The 22,850-nt window shown below is 70.8% G+C and carries 21 protein-coding genes; 13 read left to right on the forward strand and 8 right to left on the reverse strand.

Going from position 1 to position 22,850, the window contains the following annotated elements:
* Nucleotides 1-8: 8 nt before the first annotated feature.
* From AB5L52_RS27115 to AB5L52_RS27125, 3 genes are all read right to left on the reverse strand, one after another.
* Nucleotides 9-1,085, reverse strand: coding sequence for an ABC transporter substrate-binding protein (locus AB5L52_RS27115; RefSeq protein WP_351025367.1), 1,077 nt, complete (start codon nucleotides 1,083-1,085; stop codon nucleotides 9-11).
* Between the two features lie 67 nt (nucleotides 1,086-1,152).
* Entirely contained in the window at nucleotides 1,153-2,046 is an 894-nt protein-coding gene (locus tag AB5L52_RS27120; protein ID WP_351025370.1) for an ABC transporter permease, read from the reverse strand.
* Complete coding sequence (locus AB5L52_RS27125) at nucleotides 2,043-2,903, reverse strand: ABC transporter ATP-binding protein (protein ID WP_351025373.1); 861 nt, start codon at nucleotides 2,901-2,903, stop codon at nucleotides 2,043-2,045. Before AB5L52_RS27125 ends, AB5L52_RS27120 begins: the two co-directional genes overlap by 4 nt.
* A 237-nt stretch (nucleotides 2,904-3,140) precedes the next feature.
* Between AB5L52_RS27125 and AB5L52_RS27130 the strand changes: the two genes are divergently transcribed.
* From AB5L52_RS27130 to AB5L52_RS27145, 4 genes are all read left to right on the forward strand, one after another.
* Nucleotides 3,141-4,793 (forward strand): ATP-binding protein, encoded by a 1,653-nt coding sequence (locus AB5L52_RS27130; protein ID WP_369366745.1) that lies wholly within the window; start codon nucleotides 3,141-3,143, stop codon nucleotides 4,791-4,793.
* The gene (locus AB5L52_RS27135) at nucleotides 4,793-5,482 is read left to right on the forward strand and encodes a response regulator (RefSeq protein ID WP_351025378.1); all 690 of its coding nucleotides are present in this window, start codon (nucleotides 4,793-4,795) and stop codon (nucleotides 5,480-5,482) included. The genes AB5L52_RS27130 and AB5L52_RS27135 overlap by 1 nt, the downstream gene beginning before the upstream one ends.
* A 168-nt stretch (nucleotides 5,483-5,650) precedes the next feature.
* Nucleotides 5,651-7,042, forward strand: coding sequence for a nitrate/nitrite transporter (locus AB5L52_RS27140; protein WP_369366747.1), 1,392 nt, complete (start codon nucleotides 5,651-5,653; stop codon nucleotides 7,040-7,042).
* Between the two features lie 87 nt (nucleotides 7,043-7,129).
* The gene (locus AB5L52_RS27145; RefSeq protein WP_351025382.1) at nucleotides 7,130-8,290 is read left to right on the forward strand and encodes a uroporphyrinogen-III synthase; all 1,161 of its coding nucleotides are present in this window, start codon (nucleotides 7,130-7,132) and stop codon (nucleotides 8,288-8,290) included.
* A 24-nt stretch (nucleotides 8,291-8,314) separates the two neighbouring features.
* Here the strand turns inward: AB5L52_RS27145 and AB5L52_RS27150 are convergent, their stop codons facing one another.
* The 4 genes from AB5L52_RS27150 to AB5L52_RS27165 are packed head-to-tail and all read right to left on the reverse strand — an operon-like array spanning nucleotide 8,315 to nucleotide 10,606.
* On the reverse strand, nucleotides 8,315-9,082 hold the full coding sequence (locus AB5L52_RS27150) for a DUF899 domain-containing protein (RefSeq protein ID WP_369366748.1): 768 nt from the start codon (nucleotides 9,080-9,082) through the stop codon (nucleotides 8,315-8,317).
* A gap of 41 nt (nucleotides 9,083-9,123) precedes the next feature.
* Entirely contained in the window at nucleotides 9,124-9,792 is a 669-nt protein-coding gene (locus AB5L52_RS27155; RefSeq protein WP_369366750.1) for a DUF2182 domain-containing protein, read from the reverse strand.
* A 42-nt stretch (nucleotides 9,793-9,834) separates the two neighbouring features.
* The gene (locus AB5L52_RS27160; protein WP_351563211.1) at nucleotides 9,835-10,185 is read right to left on the reverse strand and encodes a metalloregulator ArsR/SmtB family transcription factor; all 351 of its coding nucleotides are present in this window, start codon (nucleotides 10,183-10,185) and stop codon (nucleotides 9,835-9,837) included.
* Entirely contained in the window at nucleotides 10,172-10,606 is a 435-nt protein-coding gene (locus tag AB5L52_RS27165; RefSeq protein ID WP_351563209.1) for an SRPBCC domain-containing protein, read from the reverse strand. Before AB5L52_RS27165 ends, AB5L52_RS27160 begins: the two co-directional genes overlap by 14 nt.
* 239 nt (nucleotides 10,607-10,845) lie before the next feature.
* Between AB5L52_RS27165 and AB5L52_RS27170 the strand changes: the two genes are divergently transcribed.
* The 6 genes from AB5L52_RS27170 to AB5L52_RS27195 all read left to right on the forward strand — a co-directional run bounded on the left by AB5L52_RS27170 (nucleotide 10,846) and on the right by AB5L52_RS27195 (nucleotide 18,281).
* The gene (locus tag AB5L52_RS27170) at nucleotides 10,846-11,439 is read left to right on the forward strand and encodes an ABATE domain-containing protein (protein ID WP_369366753.1); all 594 of its coding nucleotides are present in this window, start codon (nucleotides 10,846-10,848) and stop codon (nucleotides 11,437-11,439) included.
* Nucleotides 11,440-11,708: 269 nt separating this feature from the next.
* Complete coding sequence (locus tag AB5L52_RS27175) at nucleotides 11,709-12,293, forward strand: sigma-70 family RNA polymerase sigma factor (RefSeq protein WP_030167252.1); 585 nt, start codon at nucleotides 11,709-11,711, stop codon at nucleotides 12,291-12,293.
* 62 nt (nucleotides 12,294-12,355) lie between these two features.
* Nucleotides 12,356-13,126, forward strand: coding sequence for a zf-HC2 domain-containing protein (locus AB5L52_RS27180; RefSeq protein WP_351025397.1), 771 nt, complete (start codon nucleotides 12,356-12,358; stop codon nucleotides 13,124-13,126).
* 207 nt (nucleotides 13,127-13,333) lie between these two features.
* Complete coding sequence (locus AB5L52_RS27185; protein ID WP_369366756.1) at nucleotides 13,334-15,766, forward strand: UvrD-helicase domain-containing protein; 2,433 nt, start codon at nucleotides 13,334-13,336, stop codon at nucleotides 15,764-15,766.
* A 410-nt stretch (nucleotides 15,767-16,176) separates the two neighbouring features.
* Nucleotides 16,177-17,601, forward strand: coding sequence for an NAD-dependent malic enzyme (locus AB5L52_RS27190; protein ID WP_351025402.1), 1,425 nt, complete (start codon nucleotides 16,177-16,179; stop codon nucleotides 17,599-17,601).
* A 398-nt stretch (nucleotides 17,602-17,999) separates the two neighbouring features.
* Nucleotides 18,000-18,281, forward strand: coding sequence for an HU family DNA-binding protein (locus AB5L52_RS27195; RefSeq protein ID WP_023550134.1), 282 nt, complete (start codon nucleotides 18,000-18,002; stop codon nucleotides 18,279-18,281).
* 119 nt (nucleotides 18,282-18,400) lie between these two features.
* On the opposite strand, the gene murA is transcribed toward AB5L52_RS27195, so the two are convergent.
* A complete protein-coding gene (murA, locus tag AB5L52_RS27200) occupies nucleotides 18,401-19,741 on the reverse strand; it encodes a UDP-N-acetylglucosamine 1-carboxyvinyltransferase (protein ID WP_351025405.1) in 1,341 nt (446 codons plus the stop codon).
* 280 nt (nucleotides 19,742-20,021) lie between these two features.
* On the opposite strand from murA, the gene AB5L52_RS27205 reads away from it, so the two are divergent.
* From AB5L52_RS27205 to AB5L52_RS27215, 3 genes are all read left to right on the forward strand, one after another.
* Nucleotides 20,022-20,594, forward strand: a complete 573-nt coding sequence (locus AB5L52_RS27205) for a YqgE/AlgH family protein (RefSeq protein ID WP_351025408.1) — start codon at nucleotides 20,022-20,024, stop codon at nucleotides 20,592-20,594.
* Between the two features lie 29 nt (nucleotides 20,595-20,623).
* Entirely contained in the window at nucleotides 20,624-20,917 is a 294-nt protein-coding gene (locus AB5L52_RS27210; RefSeq protein WP_121791220.1) for a DUF3039 domain-containing protein, read from the forward strand.
* 209 nt (nucleotides 20,918-21,126) lie between these two features.
* The gene (locus AB5L52_RS27215; RefSeq protein WP_369366759.1) at nucleotides 21,127-22,797 is read left to right on the forward strand and encodes a beta-N-acetylhexosaminidase; all 1,671 of its coding nucleotides are present in this window, start codon (nucleotides 21,127-21,129) and stop codon (nucleotides 22,795-22,797) included.
* The last annotated feature ends 53 nt before the right edge of the window (nucleotides 22,798-22,850 follow it).

Genomic DNA, 22,850 nt, shown 5'->3' on the forward strand with positions numbered 1-22,850 from the left:
GCCGCGGATCAGCCCGCCGAACCCGCCGGTGCCGTCTTGGTGGTGAAGCCCTCCTTCTTGTTGGCCGCCAGGGCGAAGTCATTGGTGAACGTCGTGCCGAGGTCGACCTTCGAGGTGGCGTGGCCGACCAGTTCCTCCGTGGCGAGGACGTTCTTCGGGCCGCCCGCCGGCATGATGCCGTCCGGGAGGAACTGCCCCTTGTCCTGGGTCAGGGCCGCGATGTAGTCGGCCTTGGTCACGAGTTGGTTCTGCACGAACGACTGCGGCAGCTTGTCGGCGATGTCGGCCGCGCTGTGCGTGTTGATCCAGTGCATGGTGGCCACGAGCGCGTCGACGACCTTCTGGGCCGCGTCCTTGTGCGCGTCGACCCAGTCGCTGCGGGCGATGACACCCGCGGCGGGCCAGGCACCGCCCGTCGCCGTCGTGGCTCCCTGGGTGGTGGCCACATCGACCGCGGAGTAGCCGACGCCCTTCTTCTGGATCGCGGCGACCGTCGGCTGTGTCGTCATCACACAGGCGACCTTGCCGTTCTGCAGCGCGGCAATGGCGGTGGAGCCCGCGCCGACCCCGATCCGGTGGAAGTCGCTGGTCTTGACGCCCTTCTTGGCCGCCAGGAACTGGGTGAGGGTGTCGGTGCCGGAGCCCAGGTCGGTCACGCCGAGCGTCTTGCCGTTGAAGTCGGAGGCCGAGTGCACGCCGCTCTTCGTGGCGCACATCTCCCGCTCGCCCGGTGCGCCGGACAGCTGGACGATGTCCTCGACCGCCTTGCCCTTCACCTGGAAGTCGATCGTGTGGTTGTACCAGGCGCCGGCCATGTCCACCTGCCCCGAGGCCATGGCGTCCTCGGCACCGGTCCCGCCGTCCTGCTCGGTGCTCAGCGTCACGTCGACGCCGTACTTCTTGTAGAAGCCGAGGCTCTGGGCGAGCTGGAACGGCAGGTAGATCTGCTTGTCGATGCCGCCGACCATGATCTTGACGGTCGGGGTGCCGCCGGAGCCGCCCGAACCGGAGCTGCTGGAACACGCGGTGGCCGCGCCGAGGGACAGGATGGTGACGAGCGATGCGGTGAGGGTTCTCTTGAACATGGCGGCTCTTTCGTTCGCGGGACGGGGAAAGCGGAGGGGAAGCAGAAGGGGAGCAACGGGGCGGTAATCAGAGGGAGTTGGCCTCGGTGGGGGCCGGCGGGCGCCAGGCCAGCAGCCGGTGTTCGAGCTTGCCGATCAGCCACTCCGCGCCCAGCACGATGACCGCGATGACGAGCATCGTCGCGAACACGCCGTTGGGGTCGAAGTTGTTCTGCGCGGTCTTGATGACGAGGCCGAGGCCGCTCTGCGCGCCGAGCACCTCGCCGACCAGCGCGCCGACGATGGCGAAGCCGAACGCGCTGTGCAGGCTGGCGATGATCCAGGTGAGCGCGGAGGGCACGATGACGTGCCGGATGATCTGCAGCTGGGAGGCGCCGAGCACCCGGGCGTTGGCCAGGATGTTGCGGTCGACCTCGCGGACGCCCTGGAAGGCGTTGAAGAAGACGATGAAGAACACCAGCACGGCGGCGAGCAGGATCTTCGGGGTCACGCCGATGCCGAAGGCGACGATGAAGATCGAGCCGAGGACGATCCGCGGGATCGCGTTCACCATCTTGATGTAGGGCCCGAGGACGTCGGACAGGTAGCGGCTCTGGCCCAGTGCCACGCCGACGACGACTCCGGCGACGGAACCGGCGGCGAAGCCGAGGAGCGCCTCCTGGATGGTGGTCCAGATGTTCGCGTAGAAGGAGCCGAACTCGGTGCCGTTCTGGAAGAGATCGATCAGCCGCTGCCAGATTCCGGACGGCTGCCCGAAGAAGAACGGGTCGACGATGCCCCAGGTGGTGAAGGCCTGCCAGCCACCGATGACGAAGGCCGCGATGCCGATGCGGCCCGCCCACACCCGCATGACGCGCCCCCGGGCGGCCCGCTTGGCGGCGGCCGCCGCCGAGGTCCGCCCGCCGCCCTTGGCCGGCGCGGCGGAAGCGGTGGGCGTCGTCCTCGTGCCGTGCGTGCTCATGCCGTGCCTCCTGCGGTGCGTGCGTACGCGCGCTCGACCTCTTCGCGCAGCGTTTCCCAGATCTGGTGCTGGAGTTCGATGAAGCGGGGCTGGAAGCGGATCTCCTGCACGGAGCCGCGCGGGCGCGGCAGGTCGATGTCGAAGACCGCCTTGACCGACCCGGGGCTGGAGGTCATCACGACGACCCGGTCGGCGAGCGCCACGGCCTCGTCGAGGTCGTGGGTGATGAAGATGACGGAGGGACGGATCTGCTCCCACAGGCCCAGCAGCTCGGTCGACATGATCGCCTTGGTCTGCACGTCCAGGGCGCCGAACGGCTCGTCCATGATCAGGATCTTGGGTTCGTTGATCAGCGCCGCGGCCATCGCCACGCGCTTGCGCATACCACCGGAGAGCTGGTGCGGGTAGCGGTCCTCGAACCCGGTGAGGCCGACGCGGCGCAGCCAGTCCCGGGCCGAGGCCTGGGCCTGCTGCTTGGGTACGCCACGGAAGACGGGCCCCATCAGCACATTGCCGAGGACGGTCTTCCAGGGCAGCAGGGCGTCCGCCTGGAACATGAAGCTGACGCCGTCGGTGATGCCGTCCACCTCGCGGCCGCCGACCTTGACCGAGCCCTCGCTGGGCCGGTCGAGCCCGGACACCATGCCGAGCGTGGTCGACTTGCCGCAGCCGGTGGGGCCGACCACCGCGCAGAACTGGCCGGGCTCCACGGTGAACGACACGCCGTGCAGCGCCGTGAACACCTCACCGGCGGGGGTCAGGAATCGCTTGGTGAGCCCGGATATCTCGATGCGCGCGTCCTCGCGGTCGGCTGCGCCGGCGATGGGGCTCGTCGCGACATCGTTTCGCGAAGCCATGGTGGGCCGTCTCCTTTCGCCCTCGGAGGTCGAGGTGAAGGCAGACGCTAGAAGCCACCGCCTGTTACGTCGCTGTTTCCGAGGTATCCCGCGATAGCCGCGTAAACCGGAGTTCTGCTCGTTCTGCTCAGCGATACGGGGGTGGGCAGAAAATCGGCCATCAGGCACAATCACGCCACCACGGGTCCAGCGCAGGGCCGGCCCGGCACCATCCAGAACAGGGGCGATGAGGCACCTGTGACACCCATCCGCATACGGATCGGGCGCGGCGGGAGGGGGAGACTGTCCGCGCGGATCCTGGCCAGCCAGCTCGTCATCCTGGCGCTCACGGGCGTGATCGGATTCCTCCTGTTCGCCTTCGCGCAGCGCTCCGCGCTCGACCGCACCTATGAGGAGCGGGCCGTGGCCATCGCCCGGACGACGGCCGCGGACCCGCAGATCCGGCGGGCCATGCAGCAAGGCGGGTCGGACGTGGTGCAGGCCGTCGCCGAACGCATCCGGCAGTCGTCGGGGGCGTCGTACGTCGTGGTGATCGACCTGCACGGCATCCGCCACTCGCACCCCATGCCGCAGCTGGTCGGCTCGCCGGTGACCGAGCCGATCGTGGCGCGGGACGGCCGCCCGCACGTCGGCACCGACCAGGGCGCCACCGGGCGCTCCGCCAACGGCAGGGTGCCGCTGTACGGGCCGACGGGCGAGCTGGTCGGCGAGGTGTCGGTGGGCATCCCGGAGAACGACGTCCTCGGCGAGCTCTGGCGCGAGCTGCCCACCTTCGCCGTGTACGCCGCGATCGCCACGGCGCTCGGTTCCGCGGCCGCGTATCTGCTGGCCAGGCGGCTGAAGCGGATCACGTTCGGGCTGGAGCTGGAGGAGATCGCCGGGCTGCTCCAGGACCGCGAGGCGATGCTGCACGGCATCCGCGAGGGCGTGCTCGCCTTCGCCCCGAACGGCAGGATCACGGTGCTGAACGACGAGGCCCGCCGGCTCCTCGGTCTCGGCACCGCGCTCGGCAGCACCCTGGCCGAGGTGCTGCCCGACGGACGGCTGCGCCGGGCTCTGGACGGGACCCTGACCGGCACCGACATCAGCGTGCTGACCGACGGGCACTGTCTGGTCGTCAACCGGATGCCGGTGACCCTGCGCGGGCGCGAACTGGGCGCGGTGGTGACCGTCCGCGACCGCACCGAACTGGTCGGACTGCTGCGGGAGCTGGACTCCGTGCGCGGCCTGACCGACGCGCTGCGGGCTCAGCAGCACGAGTTCACCAACCGCCTGCACACGCTCGCCGGGCTGCTGGACATCGGGGCGTACGACGACGCGTACGAGCTGGCCGTGGAGTCGGCCGGCGCCGGGCAGGCGCTCACCGAGGCGGTGCGGGGGCGGATCGGCAACCCGCTGATGGTCGGCCTGGTCGTGGCCAAGACCACCGTCGCCGCCGAACGCGGGGTGCGCGTCGTGCTCGACGACGACTCGGCGCTGGGCGAGGACCCGCCGCATCTGCGCCGGCTGCTGACGATCGCCGGCAACCTGCTGGACAACGCGATCGACGCGGCGGGCGACGGGCCGCCCCCGCCGGGGGGACGCGCGGTCCGGCTCATGCTCACCGAGGACGCGGAGGGCACGACCGTGCGGGTGGCGGACACCGGCCCCGGTATCCCGCCCGGCGCCGGCGAGTCGATCTTCGAGGACGGCTGGTCGACCCGGCCCGAGCGGGGCACCGCCCGGCGCGGCCTGGGCCTCGCCCTGGTCCACCGCCTGGTGACGCGGCACGGCGGCACGGTCACCGTCAGCGAGGGCCCGGGGGCGGTGTTCACCGTACGACTGCCGGTTCCCGCACCGGCGGGCGAGGAACGTTTCACGAAGGCGCTGCCCGTGGGAGGCGACCGCTGATGATCCGCACCCTGGTCGTGGACGACGACTTCCGGGTCAGCCACATCCACTGCGACTACGTGTCCCGGGTGCGGGGCTACGAGGTGGTGGGCGAGGCGGCGAGCGTGACCGAGGCCCTGGCGGCGGCGCACGACCTCCGCCCCGACCTGCTCCTCCTCGACGTCTTCCTGCCCGACGGCAGCGGACTGGACGTGCTGCGGCGGCTCACCGGGGACGCGGGCGGCGCCCGCCCCGACGCCATCGTGATCACCGCGGACCGGGACATCGCCTCGGTCCGTACCGCCATGAAGCTGGGCGCCGTGGGCTACCTGGTCAAGCCCTTCGGCGCCGCCGACCTGGCCGAGCGGCTCACCTCGTACCGCGAACTCCAGCACCGCGTCGACACCCTCGGGGAGACCGCGGACACCGAACAGGCCGATGTGGACGCCCTGTTCAGCGCGGTCCGGCCACCGGCCGTCCCCCGGGTGCCGGCCAAGGGCCACTCCGCGCCCACGCTCGCCCTCGTCCAGCAGGCCCTGCGGGCCGCCCACGGCGATCTGTCGGCCGCCGAGGCCGCGGAACTGACCGGCGTCTCCAGGGCCACGGCCCAGCGCTACCTGTCGTACCTCGTCAAGGAGGGCATGGTCCGGCTGATTCTGCGCTACGGGGCGACGGGCCGTCCGGAGCACCGGTACCGGATCGCGTCCTGAGGCCCCGGCGGGCTCCCCTCACCGGTCCGCCTCCGCGTGAGTGAGAGCAACGTTCCCTTCCGGTCATGCACAGCCACAGGCAGGAAACGCGTGCTCCCTACCTTCGGGCTCAGTCAGTCGATGGCAGGTCGACGGCAGACCGAGCAGCCGGAGCCCCGTGGAGGCGTGATGACAGCCCCAGCCCCAACACCAGCCCCTCCAGCCCCAACCCGGCGCAGTGGCCGCTGGATCGAGCGCTGGGACCCGGAGGACGAGGCGTTCTGGAAGGCGACCGGGCAGCGGATCGCCAACCGGAACCTGTGGTTCTCCGTCCTCTCCGAGCACATCGGCTTCTCGATCTGGACCCTGTGGTCCGTCCTCGTCCTCTTCATGGGCCCGAAGTACGGCCTCACCCCCGCCGACAAGTTCCTGCTGACCTCGATGGTCACCCTCGTCGGCGCCGGTGTACGCGTCCCCTACACCTTCGCCGTGGCCGTCTTCGGCGGCCGCAACTGGACGATCATCTCGGCGGGTCTGCTGCTCGTCCCGACGATCGCGGCCTACGCGGTCATGGAGCCGGGGACGTCCTTCACCACGTTCCTGTGCGTCGGCCTGCTGGCCGGTATCGGCGGCGGCAACTTCGCCTCCTCCATGACCAACATCAACGCCTACTTCCCGCTACGGAAGAAGGGCTGGGCGCTCGGCCTGAACGCGGGCGGCGGCAACATCGGCGTGCCCGTCATCCAGCTCGTCGCCCTCGCGGTCATCGGCGCCGGCGGCGGCCCGCGCCTGCTGCTGGGCATCTACATCCCGCTGATCGTCGTGGCCGCCGTGTGCGCCGCGCTCTTCATGGACAACCTGGCGACGGTGCAGAACGACACCGGCGCGGCCAAGGACGCCGCCAGGGACCCCCACACCTGGATCATGTCCTTCCTCTACGTCGGCACCTTCGGCTCCTTCATCGGCTACAGCTTCGCTTTCGGGCAGGTGCTGACGATCCAGTTCGGGCGTACGCCGCTGCAGGCCGCCTACCTCACCTTCATCGGCCCGCTGCTCGGCTCCCTGATCCGGCCGCTCGGCGGGCGGCTCGCCGACCGGTACGGCGGCGCCCGCATCACCCTGGGGAACTACATCGCCATGGCCGCCGCCACCGCCGTACTCATCGTCGCGAGCCGGCAGAAGTCGCCGGCGCTGTTCGTCAGCGTCTTCGTGGCGCTGTTCGTGCTCAGCGGCCTCGGAAACGGCTCGACGTACAAGATGATCCCCGGCATCTTCCAGGCGAAGGCCCTGGCCAAGGGGCTGGAAGGGGAGGAGGCCGTGGCCTACGGGCGGCGGCTGTCGGGTGCCTCGATGGGGCTCATCGGCGCGGTCGGCGCGCTCGGCGGGGTCGGCATCAACCTGGCCTTCCGCCAGTCCTTCCTCTCCTACGGTTCCGGCACCGGCGCGTTCGTCGCCTTCCTCGCCTTCTACGGCCTCTGCTTCGCCGTGACCTGGGCCGTATACCTTCGCCGGCCGGCCCGGCAGGCTGAGACCATGGCCGTACAGGAGACAAAACCGCAGCTCAGCTATGCCGACGTGTGACGTAACACCGGCGCAATGAAGCCGAACCGAGCCTGTCACGCGCCGTTGACAGGCTCGTTCGGCGCGCCGGTCAGCTAGGAGAGCCCCATGTACGACGAAGTGCAGCAAACCGGAGTCGTCGAGCACGGTCCGCTCGCGGGATTCACCGTGGGCGTCACCGCCGCGCGCCGGGCGGAAGAGCTGGGCGCCCTGCTGCAGCGGCGCGGTGCCGCCGTGCTGCACGCGCCCGCCCTGCGCATCGTGCCGCTCGCCGACGACAGCGAACTCCTCGCCGCCACGAAGGGGATCATCGACCAGGTGCCGGACGTGGTCGTGGCCACCACGGCGATCGGCTTCCGGGGCTGGATAGAGGCCGCGGACGGCTGGGGTCTCGGCGAGCAGCTGCTCGGCCGGCTGCGCGGCGCGGAACTGCTGGCCAGGGGCCCCAAGGTCAAGGGAGCGATCCGCGCGGCGGGGCTGACGGAGGAGTGGTCACCCTGCTCGGAGTCCCTGGCCGAGGTCCTGGACCGGCTCCTGGAGGAGGGTGTGGACGGCCGCCGTATCGCCGTACAGCTGCACGGCGAACCGCTCCCGGGCTTCGTGGAGTCCCTGCGGGCCGGGGGAGCGGAGGTGGTCCCGGTGCCGGTGTACCGGTGGATGCCCCCGGAGGACATCACCCCGCTGGACCGCCTCCTCGACGCGACCGTCTCGCGAGCGGTGGACGCGCTCACCTTCACCAGCGCGCCGGCGGCCGCGTCCCTGCTCTCCCGGGCGGAGACCCGGGGCCTGCTGCCCGACCTGCTGTCGGCCCTGTGCCACGACGTCCTCCCGGCCTGCGTGGGTCCGGTCACGGCGATCCCGCTGCAGGCGCACGGCGTGGACACGATCCAGCCGGAGCGCTTCCGGCTGGGCCCGCTGGTGCAGCTGCTCTGCCAGGAACTCCCGGCCCGGGCCCGCTCGCTGCCGGTCGCCGGGCACCGGGTGGAGATCCGGGGCCACGCGGTCCTGGTCGACGGCGACCTCAGGCCGGTCCCGCCGGCGGGGATGTCCTTGCTCCGCGCCCTGTCCCGCCGGCCCGGCTGGGTGGTGCCCCGGGCGGAGCTGCTGAGGGCGTTGCCGGGCGCGGGCCGCGACGAACACGCCGTGGAGACGGCGATGGCCCGCCTGCGTACGGCGCTGGGTTCGCCGAAACTGATCCAGACGGTGGTGAAGCGGGGCTACCGCCTGGCCCTGGACCCGGCGGCGGACGCGAAGTACGCGGACGCGTAGCGCACCGAGTCGCTCACCCGTCGCTCACCGGCTGTCGTACTCGTCGTGGCGGCGCCACCAGAAGCCGGACTCGTTACGGCCGAGGGGTGCGCGGTCGAGCCACTGGTACATGCCCCACAGGGCGTCCAGCCCGCGCGCGTACGCCGAGTAGGTGTGGTGGACCGCGCCGTCCTGCAGGGCGAACGCGCTCACACCGGGGCCTTCGCGCCGGTACGTCCGCCAGTCCGTGCCGACGATCGACCGGGTGAAGGCGTCGCGGGAGCTCTGCTCGTCGGCCGTCGCCGGCCGCAGGTCCTCCTCGCCGAAGTTGTACGCGACGACTCCCGCTTCCCACTCCTCCTCGGTGTGTGCCACCCCGAAGTCGAAGTTGAAGTCGCTGCCGTAGGAGGACGCCCACGGGAAGCTCCAGCCCATCCGCTGCCGGTAGGCGTGGAGCTTGGCGAGCGGGGCCCGGGACACCGCCCAGAACATCACGTCGTGGTGGGCGAGATGGACCACGGAGCCGTTGAAGCCGTCGGCGATCGCCGAGCAGGACGGGCAGCCGGCGGTGTAGTCGGGCCCGAACATGAAGTGGTAGACGAGCAGCTGCGAGCGGCCCTGGAACAGGTCGGCGAGCGACGCCGTACCCTCCTCCGTCTCGAAGCGGTAGTCCTTGTCCACCCGGACCCAGGGCAGCTCCTGCCGGCGCCGGGCCAGCTCGTCGCCGCGTCGGGTCAGCTCCTTCTCCGCTTCGAGCAGCTCCAGCCGCGCGGCAAGCCACTCCTCGCGTGTCCCCGTCTTGTGACCGGTCATGGCCCGTCTCCGTTTCTTGTTCCGTTTCCTCTTCGGTGTCGTTACGTCCCTGGTGGCATGAGCAGCCCCGGAACCAGCGCAGGCGCGATCACGATCACGAGCCCGAGTCCGGCGATCGCCAGCGCCAGGGGAACGTCGACCGCGGTCTTCGCGGGCAGCAGCTTCTGGGCGGAGGCGAGGACGGCGACCACGGACATCCACAGCAGGCTCATCACGCCCAGCGCCACCAGCAGCGCCATCAGCCCGACGGTCGAGCCGGCGCAGTACCACCCGTACCTGAGCCCGGAACCGGCATCCGCCCGGCAGCGGCGCCGGAAGTGCCGTTTGACCGGCGTGAGTTCATAGGCGCCCGCCGCGATCACCACGACGCCGGCGGCCGTCGAGCCGTGCGGCCGGTCCAGCGCGTACGCCACGACACCCGCGAGTGCCCAGACGGCCACGTAGCCCGCGGCGAACGGCAGCGCGGTGCGCAGCCCACCGGTCGCGCGGACGTGCCGGGCGACGGCCGGAGCCGCGCCCGGCAGCATCATCGCCGCCATCGTCGTCGTCCACGTCGCGGCGAAGAACCCCGGCGGACCGGGGCTGGTCGCCACGCCCATGTCCATGCCGTGCATCAGCCGGACCGTGGCGGCCCAGCATGCCGTGGCCGTCGCGAGCGTCAGCCCCAGTGCGATCGCCGGCTCGGCCGGCCGGTGGAATTCCGCGTTCACCGTCGGTGCTCCCTCCGCGATGGCGGGCGGCGCCGGACCCCGTCACCCGGATCCGCGTGCCTGCTCGTCGAGGTGATCCTTCAGGGCGTCGAGCGGGCTGTCCCAGTCACGCGCCAGCGCGGCCAGGAACTGCTGCGCCACCCGCATCGGAGCGGACCGCAGCCGGTACCGCACCCGGCGCCGCTCACCCGGTTCGGCCGTCACCAGGCCGGCCTCGGCCAGCAGGGCCAGATGTTTGGCGATCGCCTGCCGGGTGATCGGCAGCCGGGCGGCCAGGTCCGTGGCCGTGGCCGGGCCCCCCGAGGCCAGCGCGGCCAGGATGGAGCGCCGGGTCGGGTCGGCCAGCGCGGCGAAGACCTGTTCGGCGATCGCCTCGACGTCAGGCTGCGGCATCGAGGTGGTCGACCAGTTCGCCCAGCTCGCGCGCCCAGCCCTCGGTGTGGCTGTCGTACTCCGTGCGGTGGACGTCGTCCGGCAGCTGGGCGAAGCCGGTCTCGACCACCGTCAGCCGGGTGCCGGTGGCGACCGGTTCGAGCGTGAACTCCACATAGGTGCGGCGCGGATCGTCCTCGGGCAGTCCGGCCATGCGCCACGTGTAGCCGAACACCCTCGGCTCCTCCACCCGCTCCACCCGCATGTCGGCGGAGTGCCCGCCGTCCCATTTCATCCATGCCGCGCCGCCCGGGCGCAGATCGATCCCGGCCTGGTCGCCGAACCAGGCGCTCAGCCCCTCGGCCGTGGTGAGCGCCGCCCACACCTTGGCCGGCGGGTGCGCGATCTCGACGGTCCGCTCGATGCGATCGGGGAATCCCATAGCTGCCTCCGTATGTATAGCAACCAACTGATTGCGATGCTATGGCAACCAATCGGTTGCGTCAACCGGTCGGCGGCCATGCGGGGCGGCCGGGGCGGCCGTACGGCGGCAGCGGGGACATGGTCGAGGTGCGCGTTCGCATACGCGTGCGTCCAGCACTGGTACGAGGGGTTCCGGCCCGGCGTCCGGGCAGGCACTGTGAAGAGAAGAGCGCTTCCTGCCTAGGCGGTGACAGGCACATGGCACTGGGTACGGCCACGCCCGCGTACGAGCTGCGTTTCGACGCCGGACGGATCTGTCTCGATCTCCTCGCGACCACGCATCCGGCCGAACGGCTGGACTCCGTCGAGGCGCTGTGCGCGTGGATCGGCGGGGCGGAGCTGGTGCCGGAGGGTACGCCGTTGGTCCACGCCGACGGCCCGTGGCTCGTCGGGTTCCGCGAACTGCGCTCCCACGTCGGGCGGTTGGTGCGGGCTCCGCACGCGGTGGATCCTCCGTCGCGGGACCGCTCCCTCGCCCGCGTCAACGAGGTCGCCCGCGCCGCGCCCCCGGCCCCGCTCGCCGTACCCGCAGAGGACGGCCGCCTCGTCAGGGAGTTGGCCGGCCCGCCGACGCTGGCCGAACTGCTCGCCCTCGTCGCCCGGGATGCCGTGGAGCTGCTCACCGACCCCGTCGCGCGGGCCGCCGTACGGGAGTGTGAAGGGGACAACTGTCCGCTGGTGTACCTGGACACGTCCCGCGGGCGGCGCCGGCGGTGGTGTTCCAGCGAGGTCTGCGGGAACCGGGAGCGGGTGGCGCGGCATCGGCGGCGGGCCGCCCTCGCCCGCGCCTGAGCTCCGCCCCGACCCGCACAACCCGACGCGCCTGGGCGTGATTTGCGTAACACCCGGTTTCCCGGCCGGCCCGGCCGGGCAGTTCTGCCGCTCCGGCCCACCCCTCGGCGATGTGTCGGAAATGCAAAGATCATGCGGGGGGAATGTGCACGCATGTCCCGGTCGTCATGTCGTCCCCGAGAAAACTGTCACCTCCCTTTGAACACCGCGCCGTTCCTTTCCGTACGGGTGGGCGAGCGACCGACTGGGGGAACCCCCGGACACCGGAGGTGGGCGTGCGCAAGGATGCGGCCGTGGCCAATGAACGTGGATCGAGGGCCCGACATCGCATGTCCTCACAGCCCTCGGAACCCGACGAGGAGTTGATGCGTGCCCTGTATCGAGAGCACGCCGGACCTTTGCTTGCGTATGTCCTGCGGCTGGTCGCCGGTGATCGGCAGCGCGCCGAGGACGTCGTGCAGGAAACGCTCATCCGTGCCTGGAAGAACGCCGGTCAGCTCAATCGGGCGACCGGATCGGTACGCCCCTGGCTGGTGACGGTCGCGCGCCGCATCGTCATCGACGGCCACCGCAGCCGGCAGGCCCGGCCGCAGGAGGTCGATCCGTCGCCGCTGGAGGTCATCCCCGCGGAGGACGAGATCGACAAGGCGCTGTGGCTGATGACGCTGTCGGACGCGCTCGACGACCTGACCCCGGCCCACCGGGAAGTGCTCGTCGAGACGTACTTCAAGGGGCGTACGGTCAATGAGGCGGCCGAGACGCTGGGCATACCCAGCGGCACGGTGCGCTCCCGGGTGTTCTACGCCCTGCGATCGATGAAGCTGGCACTGGAAGAGCGGGGGGTGACGGCGTGATGAGCAGCGGATACGGGGGAATGCAGGGATTCGGCGCGGGTGGTCCGGGTATGTCTGGCCCCATGAGCCCCAACCAGGGATCTTCGGTGCCGAGCGAGCACGAGACCGTCGGCGCCTACGCCCTCGGCATTCTCGACGACGCCGAGGCGACCGCATTCGAGGCCCACCTCGCCGGCTGCGAGTGGTGCGCCCAGCAGCTGGACGAGCTGGCCGGGATGGAGCCGATGCTGGCCGCGCTCGCGGACCTGCCGGGCGCCGGCAGCACCCCCGCGATCGGCGACTCGCTGTCCGCCAGGCCCAGCCCGCGACTGGTGGAGAAGCTGGTCGACGAGGTCGCCGAGAAGCGCGCCCAGAAGCGAAGGCGTTCCTTCTACATGATCGCCGCGGCGGCCGCGCTGATCATCGCAGGCCCGCTCGCCGCGATCGCCGTGAACAGCGGCTCCTCGGGCGACAGCGGCCAGGTCACCGCGTCCGCCGCGCAGACCACCTTCGAGTCCATGCCGGACAAGAAGTCGGCCACCGACCCGTCGTCCCAGATCAGCGCCACCGTCGGCATGCAGCAGAAGGTCTGGGGCACCCAGGCGGTCCTGGAGCTGAAGAACGCCAAGGGCCCGATCAAGTGCTCGCTGGTGCTCGTCGCGAAGAACGGGCAGCGCGTGACGATGTCCTCGTGGTCCGTGCCGGACTGGGGCTACGGCATCCCGAACGCCAAGACGGAGGAGGCCAGGAAGCCGCTGTACATCGGCGGCGCGGCGGCCTTCAAGCCGAACGAGATCGACCACTTCGAGGTCGTGACCTTCGACGGGAAGAAGCTGGTGCAGGTGCAGGCGTAGCGGCTCTGGGGGCTGCGCCCCCAGGCCCGCCGATCCGGGTGGGTCCGGTCCGCACACACCTGCTGGTCGCGTTGTGGCTGGTCGTGTCCACGCGGCGGAGCCACGTATCGACACGGCCGCGCGACCCTCGGGTGTCGCTGTCCCGTAGCTTTGAGGCCCCCCTTCGCGTACGGTTGACGGCTGCCCAGCACGTCAGAAGGGGGCCCGGTGGCCGCTCAGGTTCAGCAGTCCGCGGTCGGCTCGGTACACGACGCACACGATTCCGTCCGTGACCGGGAGATCAGCGTCGAGCAGGAACACCTGGACCGGGTGTACCGGCGGCTGGAGGAGAAGATCCACGAGGCCGAGTTCCTGATGCACGACGCGGCCAAGCGCGGCCAGGTCGGCACCCCGGGCGCGCTGGCCGAGCGGGACGCGCAGGTCTTCCGGGCCGGCATCCACCTGAACCGGCTCAACAACGAGTTCGAGGACTTCCTCTTCGGGCGCATCGACCTGCTGCTCGGCAAGGACGGGAAGAAGGGGCCCGACGGGGCCTACACCGCCGTGGAACCCGCCGAAGGCGCCGTGCGGGACGACAACACCGCCGACATCGCCGAGACCCTGCACATCGGGCGCATCGGCGTCCTCGACGAGGACTACGCGCCGCTGGTCATCGACTGGCGGGCGCCCGCCGCCGCACCCTTCTACCGGGCCACGCCCGTGGACCCGGGACGGGTCGTACGGCGCCGGGTCATCCGGTCCAAGGGGCGCCGGGTGCTCGGCGTCGAGGACGACCTGATGCGGCCCGAGCTGACCGCCCGCCTGGACGGCCGCACACTGCCCGTCATCGGTGACGGCGCCCTCATGGCGGCCCTCGGCCAGGCCCGCACCCACACCATGCGGGACATCGTCTCCTCCATCCAGGCCGAGCAGGATCTCGTCATCCGCGCACCCGCCGCCTCGATCACGTACGTCGAGGGCGGACCGGGCACCGGCAAGACCGCCGTCGCCCTGCACCGTGCCGCCTATCTGCTCTACCAGGACCGGCGGCGGTACGCCGGTGGCATCCTCATCGTCTCGCCGACACCGCTGCTCGTGGCGTACACCGAGGGCGTGCTGCCCTCGCTCGGGGAGGAGGGACAGGTCGCGATCCGCGCGATCGGCTCGCTCGTCGACGGCGCCGAGGCCACGCTGTACGACTCCCCGTCCGTGGCCCGTGCCAAGGGCTCGTACCGGATGCTGAAGGTGCTGCGCAAGGCCGCCCGCGGCGCGCTGGAACTGGGGCCGGCCGGCGCCGGCGCGGCCGGGCAGCTCGCCCTGGGCGACGACATCGACGACGACATCGACGACATCGACGACGGCACCACCGACGCCACCACCGGCGGCACCGGCACCGGGCCGCGGGTCCTCGACGGCCCGCCGTCCCGGCTCCGCGTCGTCGCCTTCGGACGCCGGCTGGAGCTGGAGGCCGCCGAGCTGGAACGGATCCGCCGCAGCGCCCTCGGCGGCACCGCGCCCGTCAACCTGCTGCGCCCGCGCGCCCGCAAGCTGCTCCTGGACGCCCTGTGGGCCAAGTCCGGAGCGGCCGGCCGGCACTCCGACCCCGAGCTGGCCGCCGAGCTGCGCTCCTCCTTCGACGAGGACGTCACCACCGAGGACACCTTCATCGCGTTCCTCGACTCCTGGTGGCCCGAGCTGACCCCGAAGCAGGTCCTCGCCGCCATGGCCGACGAGAAGCGGCTCGGCCGCTGGGCCCGCCGGATCCTCAACCCCGGCGAGGTCCGCAAGGTCGCCCGCTCCCTCGGGCGGGACGGCCACACCGTGCACGACATCGCCATGCTGGACGAGCTGCAGGCGGTCCTCGGCGCCCCGGCCCGCCCGCGCAAGAAGCGTGAGCTCGACCCGTTGGACCAGCTCACCGGCCTGGAGGAGCTGATGCCGGTGCGCGAGGAGAGCCAGCGGGAGCGCGCCGAGCGGCTCGCGCAGGAGCGCACCGAGTACGCGCACGTCATCGTGGACGAGGCGCAGGACCTCACGCCGATGCAGTGGCGCATGGTCGGCCGCCGCGGCCGGCACGCCACCTGGACGGTCGTCGGCGATCCGGCCCAGTCCTCCTGGTCCGACCCGGACGAGGCGGCCGAGGCCCGCGACGAGGCCCTCGGCACCCGGCCCCGGCGCCGCTTCGAGCTCACCGTGAACTACCGCAACCCGGCCGAGATCGCCGAGCTGGCCGCCCGGGTGCTCGCGCTCGCCATGCCGGGCTCCGAGTCGCCGCGCGCCGTGCGGTCCACGGGGGTCGAGCCGCGCTTCACGGTCGTACGGGATTCCGCCGAGCGGACCGTGCGGGCCGAGGCCGAGCGGCTGCTGGACCTGGTCGACGGCACGGTCGGCGTGGTCGTCGCCATGAACCGGCGCGAGGAGGCCCGGCGCTGGCTGGCCGGGCTCGGCGACCGGGTGGTGGCGCTCGGCAGCCTGGAGGCCAAGGGGCTGGAGTACGACGCGACCGTCGTCGTCTCGCCGGCGGAGATCGCCGACGAGTCCCCGGCCGGGCTGCGCGTGCTCTACGTGGCGCTGACCCGGGCCACCCAGCAGCTGACGGTGGTGTCGGGGGAGCGGGACGAGCCGGACGCGGCCGGGGTGCCGGATCTGCTGCGCGACTGAGTTTCCTGTGAACATCCCGTGGGGGAATGGCCGTACCGCATCGGTTTGTTAGCCTTGGTGTGGCACCGGCCCGATCCAAGCCCCCGGGCCCAACCTTTGTCCCTGCGAGGGACCACTTGCCGCGAGGCGAGCATGGCGGGTCGGTGTCATGACCTTGTGGGAGACCCACATCACGACCGTGATGTGGGTCTCTTTCTTTGGGGTCTGCACCCCTTTTCCCGCCTGATCATTTCTCGTATGGTGGAAGTAGTTTTCCGAAACCTTGCGAAACCTTCCGGAAATCACGTACCTGCTCGCCGATCCCTGTGAACAAAACGTCCACAACCCTGGGCGACTATCACGTACTCGCGGGTAGGTGCGACGATCGGACGGCACAACTCGCGACACGGTGAAAGCAGAGGAAGTCGGCCATGGCAACGGCGCCCAGCGTCTCCTACTCGATGACCATCCGGTTGGAGGTGCCCGCGAGCGGAACCGCCGTCTCGCAGCTCACCACCGCCGTGGAGTCCTCCGGAGGCTCGGTCACGGGCCTCGACGTCACCGCGTCCGGCCATGAGAAGCTCCGTATCGACGTCACCATCGCGGCCACCTCCACGGCCCACGCCGAGGAGATCGTCGAGAAGCTGCGCGGCATCGAGGGCGTCACCCTCGGCAAGGTCTCCGACCGTACGTTCCTGATGCACCTCGGCGGCAAGATCGAGATGCAGTCCAAGCACCCCATCCGCAACCGTGACGACCTGTCCATGGTCTACACGCCGGGTGTGGCCCGCGTCTGCATGGCGATCGCCCAGAACCCCGAGGACGCCCGCCGCCTCACCATCAAGCGCAACTCCGTTGCGGTCGTGACGGACGGCTCCGCCGTGCTCGGCCTCGGCAACATCGGCCCCAAGGCCGCGCTGCCCGTCATGGAGGGCAAGGCGGCCCTCTTCAAACGCTTCGCCGGCATCGACGCCTGGCCGATCTGCCTGGACACCCAGGACACCGACGCGATCGTGGAGATCGTCAAGGCGATCGCCCCCGGGTTCGCCGGCATCAACCTGGAGGACATCTCCGCGCCGCGCTGCTTCGAGATCGAGGCCCGGCTGCGCGAGGCCCTCGACATCCCCGTCTTCCACGACGACCAGCACGGCACCGCCATCGTCGTCCTCGCCGCCCTGACCAACGCCCTGCGCGTCGCGGACAAGGCCATCGAGAACATCCGGGTCGTCATGTCCGGCGCCGGCGCGGCGGGTACGGCCATCCTCAAGCTGCTGCTCGCCGCGGGCGTGAAGAACGCCGTCGTCGCCGACATCCACGGTGTCGTCCACGCGGGCCGCGAGGACCTGGTGAACGCCCCGGCCGACTCGCCGCTGCGCTGGATCGCCGACAACACCAACCCCGAGGGCCTCACCGGCACCCTGAAGGAGGCCGTGCGCGGCGCGGACGTCTTCATCGGCGTCTCGGCGCCGAACGTGCTGGACGGCGACGACGTGGCCGCGATGGCCGACGGCGCCATCGTGTTCGCGCTCGCGAACCCGGACCCCGAGGTGGACCCGGCGATCGCCCGTCAGACGGCCGCCGTGGTGGCCACCGGCCGCTCCGACTTCCCGAACCAGATCAACAACGTGCTGGTCTTCCCGGGTGTCTTCCGCGGCCTGCTGGACGCCCAGTCCCGCACCGTCAACACCGAGATGATGCTCGCCGCCGCGCAGGCCCTGGCCGACGTGGTGACCGAGGACGAGCTGAACCCGAACTACATCATCCCGAGCGTCTTCAACGACAAGGTCGCGGGCGCCGTCGCCGGAGCGGTCCGCGAGGCCGCGAAGGCCGTGGGCGCGTCGGCGTCGGCCGAGTAGGCCCCCCAGAGTCGTCGCAGCCGTCGCGGACGTGCGCCGGGGCTGTGCCGCCCGCGGCGCCCCGCGGCGGCCGGGTGACGCCGTCGGGGCGGGCGCGTGTCCGCCAGATGACGGCATGTCGTACTGTGCAGGGGCTGTGAGGATCACCACGGCGGCCCCCGCACCGGCGCGTCGTGGAACCAGCTGATGCCGGGCGCGCTCTAGGGTGACGCCGAGCGGGCGCTTTTCGTGTGACTCCCCAGGGTGTTCTCACGACTCCTACGGGTGCCGGATTGGCTTTACCGCCGCAGGTAGGGGCAGGATGCGTCCCTGGGCGCGAGCGCATCGGCATCGCAGTGCCTCGGGCGGATCCGCCGCGTGGCACACCCCAACGGCAAGAAAAACACGGGAGTAACAACATGAACCGCAGTGAGCTGGTGGCCGCGCTGGCCGATCGCGCCGAGGTGACCCGCAAGGACGCCGACGCCGTGCTGGCCGCGTTCGCCGAGACCGTCGGCGAGATCGTCGCCAAGGGCGACGAGAAGGTCACCATCCCCGGCTTCCTGACCTTCGAGCGCACCCACCGTGCCGCTCGCACCGCGCGCAACCCGCAGACCGGCGAGCCGATCAACATCCCCGCCGGCTACAGCGTGAAGGTCACCGCGGGCAGCAAGCTCAAGGAAGCGGCCAAGGGCAAGTGACCTTGCCGTCTCTGTGCCAACGGGACGGTGTGGGGACATTCTGAATGACGACGACGGGGCGGCACCCTGATTTCCGGGTGCCGCCCCATCGTCGTAAGAACAGTTGGCCGTAAGAACAGTTAACCGAGCGCCTTGCCGGGCAGCTCGACCTTCGCGCCGAGCTCCACGAGTTTCTCCATGAAGTTCTCGTAGCCGCGGTTGATGAGGTCGATGCCGTGCACGCGGGACGTGCCCTCGGCCGCCAGGGCCGCGATCAGGTACGAGAAGCCGCCGCGCAGGTCGGGGATGACCAGGTCGGCGCCCTGCAGCCGGGTCGGGCCCGAGACGACCGCGGAGTGCAGGAAGTTGCGCTGACCGAACCGGCAGTCGGAGCCGCCCAGGCACTCGCGGTAGAGCTGGATGTGGGCGCCCATCTGGTTCAGGGCCGAGGTGAAGCCGAGGCGGGACTCGTAGACCGTCTCGTGGATGATGGACAGGCCCGTGGCCTGCGTGAGGGCCACCACCAGCGGCTGCTGCCAGTCGGTCTGGAAACCGGGGTGTACGTCCGTCTCCAGCGCGATGGACTTCAACTGGCCACCGGGGTGCCAGAAGCGGATGCCCTCGTCGTCGATCTCGAAGGCGCCGCCCACCTTCCGGTAGGTGTTCAGGAACGTCATCATCGAGCGCTGCTGGGCGCCGCGGACGTAGATGTTGCCGTTGGTCGCGAGGGCGGCCGAGGCCCAGGACGCGGCCTCCAGGCGGTCCGACAGGGCGCGGTGGGTGTAGCCGCCGAGGCTCTCCACGCCGGTGATGCGGATCGTGCGGTCGGTGTCCATCGCGATGATCGCGCCCATCTTCTGCAGCACGCAGATGAGGTCCTCGATCTCCGGCTCGACGGCCGCGTTGGACAACTCCGTGACGCCCTCGGCCAGTACGGCCGTCAGCAGCACCTGCTCGGTCGCGCCCACGGACGGGTACGGCAGCCGGATCTTCGTACCGCGCAGACCCTTCGGAGCCTCCAGGTACTGCCCGTCCGCGCGCTTCTCGATCGTCGCGCCGAACTGCCGCAGCACATCGAAGTGGAAGTCGATGGGCCGGCCGCCGATGTCACAGCCGCCGAGACCGGGAATGAACGCGTGGCCGAGACGGTGCAGCAGCGGACCGCAGAACAGGATCGGGATACGGCTGGAACCCGCGTGGGCGTCGATGTCAGCCACGTTGGCGCTCTCGACATGCGTCGGGTCCATCACCAGTTCGCCGGGCTCCTCGCCCGGACGGACCGTCACGCCGTGCAGCTGGAGCAGGCCGCGGACGACCCGCACGTCACGGATGTCGGGAACATTGCGCAGTCGGCTCGGCGCGCTGCCCAGCAGGGCGGCGACCATGGCCTTCGGTACGAGGTTCTTCGCACCGCGGACACGGATCTCGCCCTCCAGCGGGGTTCCGCCGTGGACAAGCAGGACATCGTCGTTGACGGTCATGTATCTCGCGTTCCGATGAGTTGGGCAGGGGCCGGCCAGCCGATCACTGTGCGCAGGGGCCGGGAAGACAGGGTAATCGCCGATTACCCCCGGCCCGTAAGCCCAAGTACCACCCAGCCACGTCATAGCTGTGTCACAACACGAACCGTTCCCTTTCGGGCACATGGGGTCACCGTGCCCGGATGTGCGCCCGGGGCGCTTCCGTGCTCCCTGAGCTGCGTTCACTGCGGCCCCCTCACCGGCTCCCCACTTCGGGGGAAGATGCGGGATCATGTCTGGCATGACCGAGGTGTCCTCGCTCACAGGGCGGCTGCTCGTGGCCACTCCCGCCCTGGCGGACCCGAACTTCGACCGCGCGGTGGTGCTCCTTCTCGACCACGACGAGGAGGGTTCCCTCGGTGTCGTCCTCAACCGCCCCACGCCGGTGGACGTGGGTGACATCCTCGAAGGCTGGGCCGACCTCGCCGGCGAGCCCGGGGTGGTCTTCCAGGGCGGTCCCGTCTCGCTGGACTCGGCGCTCGGCGTCGCGGTCATCCCGGGTGGCGCGGGCGGCGACCTCGCCCCGCTCGGCTGGCGCCGGGTGCACGGCGCGATCGGCCTGGTCGACCTGGAGGCCCCGCCGGAACTGCTCGCCGCGGCCCTCGGCTCCCTGAGGATCTTCGCCGGGTACTCCGGCTGGGGCCCCGGCCAGCTGGAGGACGAGCTGGTCGAGGGCGCCTGGTACGTGGTCGAGTCGGAGCCCGGGGACGTCTCCTCGCCTGCCCCGGAAAGACTCTGGCGCGAGGTCCTGCGCCGCCAGCGCAACGAACTGGCGATGGTGGCCACATATCCGGACGACCCTTCACTCAACTGATACGTGGGCGCTTCAGTACCCTGGCTGGTATGAGCACTCTTGAGCCCGAGCGCGGGACTGGTACGGGGACCCTCGTAGAGCCGACGCCGCAGGTGTCCCACGGCGACGGTGACCACGAGCGCTACGCCCATTACGTCCAGAAGGACAAGATCATGGCGAGCGCCCTCGACGGCACTCCCGTCGTGGCGCTGTGCGGCAAGGTCTGGGTGCCGGGCCGCGACCCGAAGAAGTACCCCGTGTGCCCCATGTGCAAGGAGATCTACGAGTCCATGGGCAGCGGCGGCGACGACAAGGGCAAGGGCGGCAAGGGCGGCGACAAGTAAGGATCCGTCGAGGACCTGTCGAGGACCCGTCGAGGATTCGTCTGTCCGAGGTCGTGAGGCCTCCGGTGCGTGCGCGGTGCGCGCGTGCCGGAGGCCTTCGTGTTCTCTGGCCATGAGTGGTCGAGACCTGTAGCCTCCCTCGCAGTTGTGCATGGTGGAACGGTCGTTGCACTCGATGCAACGCATCTGGCGGAGGTGCGGCGGGCGACATGAGCGACACACCCCTCTTCCCGGAACCCGACGTGGCACTGATCCCCGCGCCGGGTCGCCTTTCGGCCTCGCTGCCCGGTGGCGGCACCGGATTCGTCATCGACGCGGGCACCGAGATCGAGGCCACCGAAGGCACCGAGCGGGTCGCACGCTGGCTGCGGGCGACCGTCGGCGCGGCGACCGGGCTGCCGCTGGCCCCGCACCGCCACAGCGGCTCCCGCATCCTGCTGCGCATCAACCCCGCGCTCGAGGACGAACTCGGCAGCGACGAGGGCTACCAGCTGTGTGCCGACGGACATCTCGTCTGCATCGACGGCGCCGGCGAGGCCGGGGTGTTCTGGGGCGCCCAGACCTTCCGTCAACTGCTCGGCCCGGAGGCCTTCCGGCGCGCCCCGGTCACTGGCCGGACCGAGTGGGAGTTCCCGGCCGTCACCGTCCGCGACGCCCCAAGATTCCGCTGGCGCGGTCTTCTCCTCGATGTGGCCCGGCACTTCATGCCCAAGGAAGGCGTGCTGCGCTATCTCGATCTGATGGCCGCGCACAAACTCAACGTCTTCCACTTCCATCTGACCGACGACCAGGGCTGGCGGATCGAGATCAGGCGGTATCCGAAACTGGCCGAAACCGCCTCCTGGCGGGCGCGGTCGAAATTCGGTCACCGCGCGTCCCCCTTGTGGGAGGAGAAACCGCACGGGGGTTACTACACCCAGGACGACATCCGGGAGATCGTCGCCTATGCCGCCGAGCGGCATATCACCGTCGTCCCGGAAATCGACGTACCCGGCCATTCGCAGGCCGCCATCGCCGCGTATCCGGAACTCGGCAACACCGATGTCATCGACACCACCGCCCTCGACGTCTGGGACAACTGGGGGATCTCCGCCAACGTACTCGCCCCCACTGACACCACCCTGCGCTTCTACGAGGGGGTGTTCGAAGAAGTCCTGGAGCTGTTCCCCTCGCGGTTCGTCCATGTCGGCGGCGACGAGTGCCGCAAGGAGCAGTGGACCGGGTCGGTGACCGCCAAGACCCGGATCGCGGACCTCGGCCTCGCCGACGAGGACGCGCTGCAGTCGTGGTTCATCGGCCACTTCGACGCGTGGCTCGCCGCGCGCGGGCGGCGGCTCATCGGCTGGGACGAGATCCTGGAGGGCGGGCTCGCGAAGGGCGCCGCGGTGTCGTCCTGGCGCGGCTACGGCGGCGGGATCGCGGCCGCGCGGGCCGGCCACGACGTCGTCATGTGCCCCGAACAGTACGTGTATCTGGACCACCGTCAGGCCCCGGGCGAGGACGAGCCGGTGCCCATCGGGTTCGTGCGCACCCTGGAGGACGTCTACCGGTTCGAACCCGTCCCGGACGACCTCACCGAGGCGGAGGCCCGGCATGTGCTGGGCACGCAGGCCAACGTCTGGACCGAGGTGCTGGAGGACAGCGCGCGCGTGGACTACCAGACCTTTCCCCGGCTCGCGGCCTTCGCCGAGGTGGCCTGGAGCCGGCTGCCCGCTCCCGCGCAGCGGGACTTCGCCGGTTTCGAGCGCCGTATGGCCGCCCATTACCCGCGACTTGACGCCCTCGGCGTCGCCTACCGGCCGCCCACCGGGCCCCGCCCGTGGCAGCGGCGGCCCGGTGTGCCCGGTCGCCCGATCGAGGGGCAGCCGCCGAACAAGTGACCGTGGCGTCCGGCGCCTGTCCCGAACAAGTGCCGGAAAACCGCTCCAAGGAT

The sequence above is a fragment of the Streptomyces sp. CG4 genome (genome assembly GCF_041080655.1).
GTDB lineage: Bacteria > Actinomycetota > Actinomycetes > Streptomycetales > Streptomycetaceae > Streptomyces.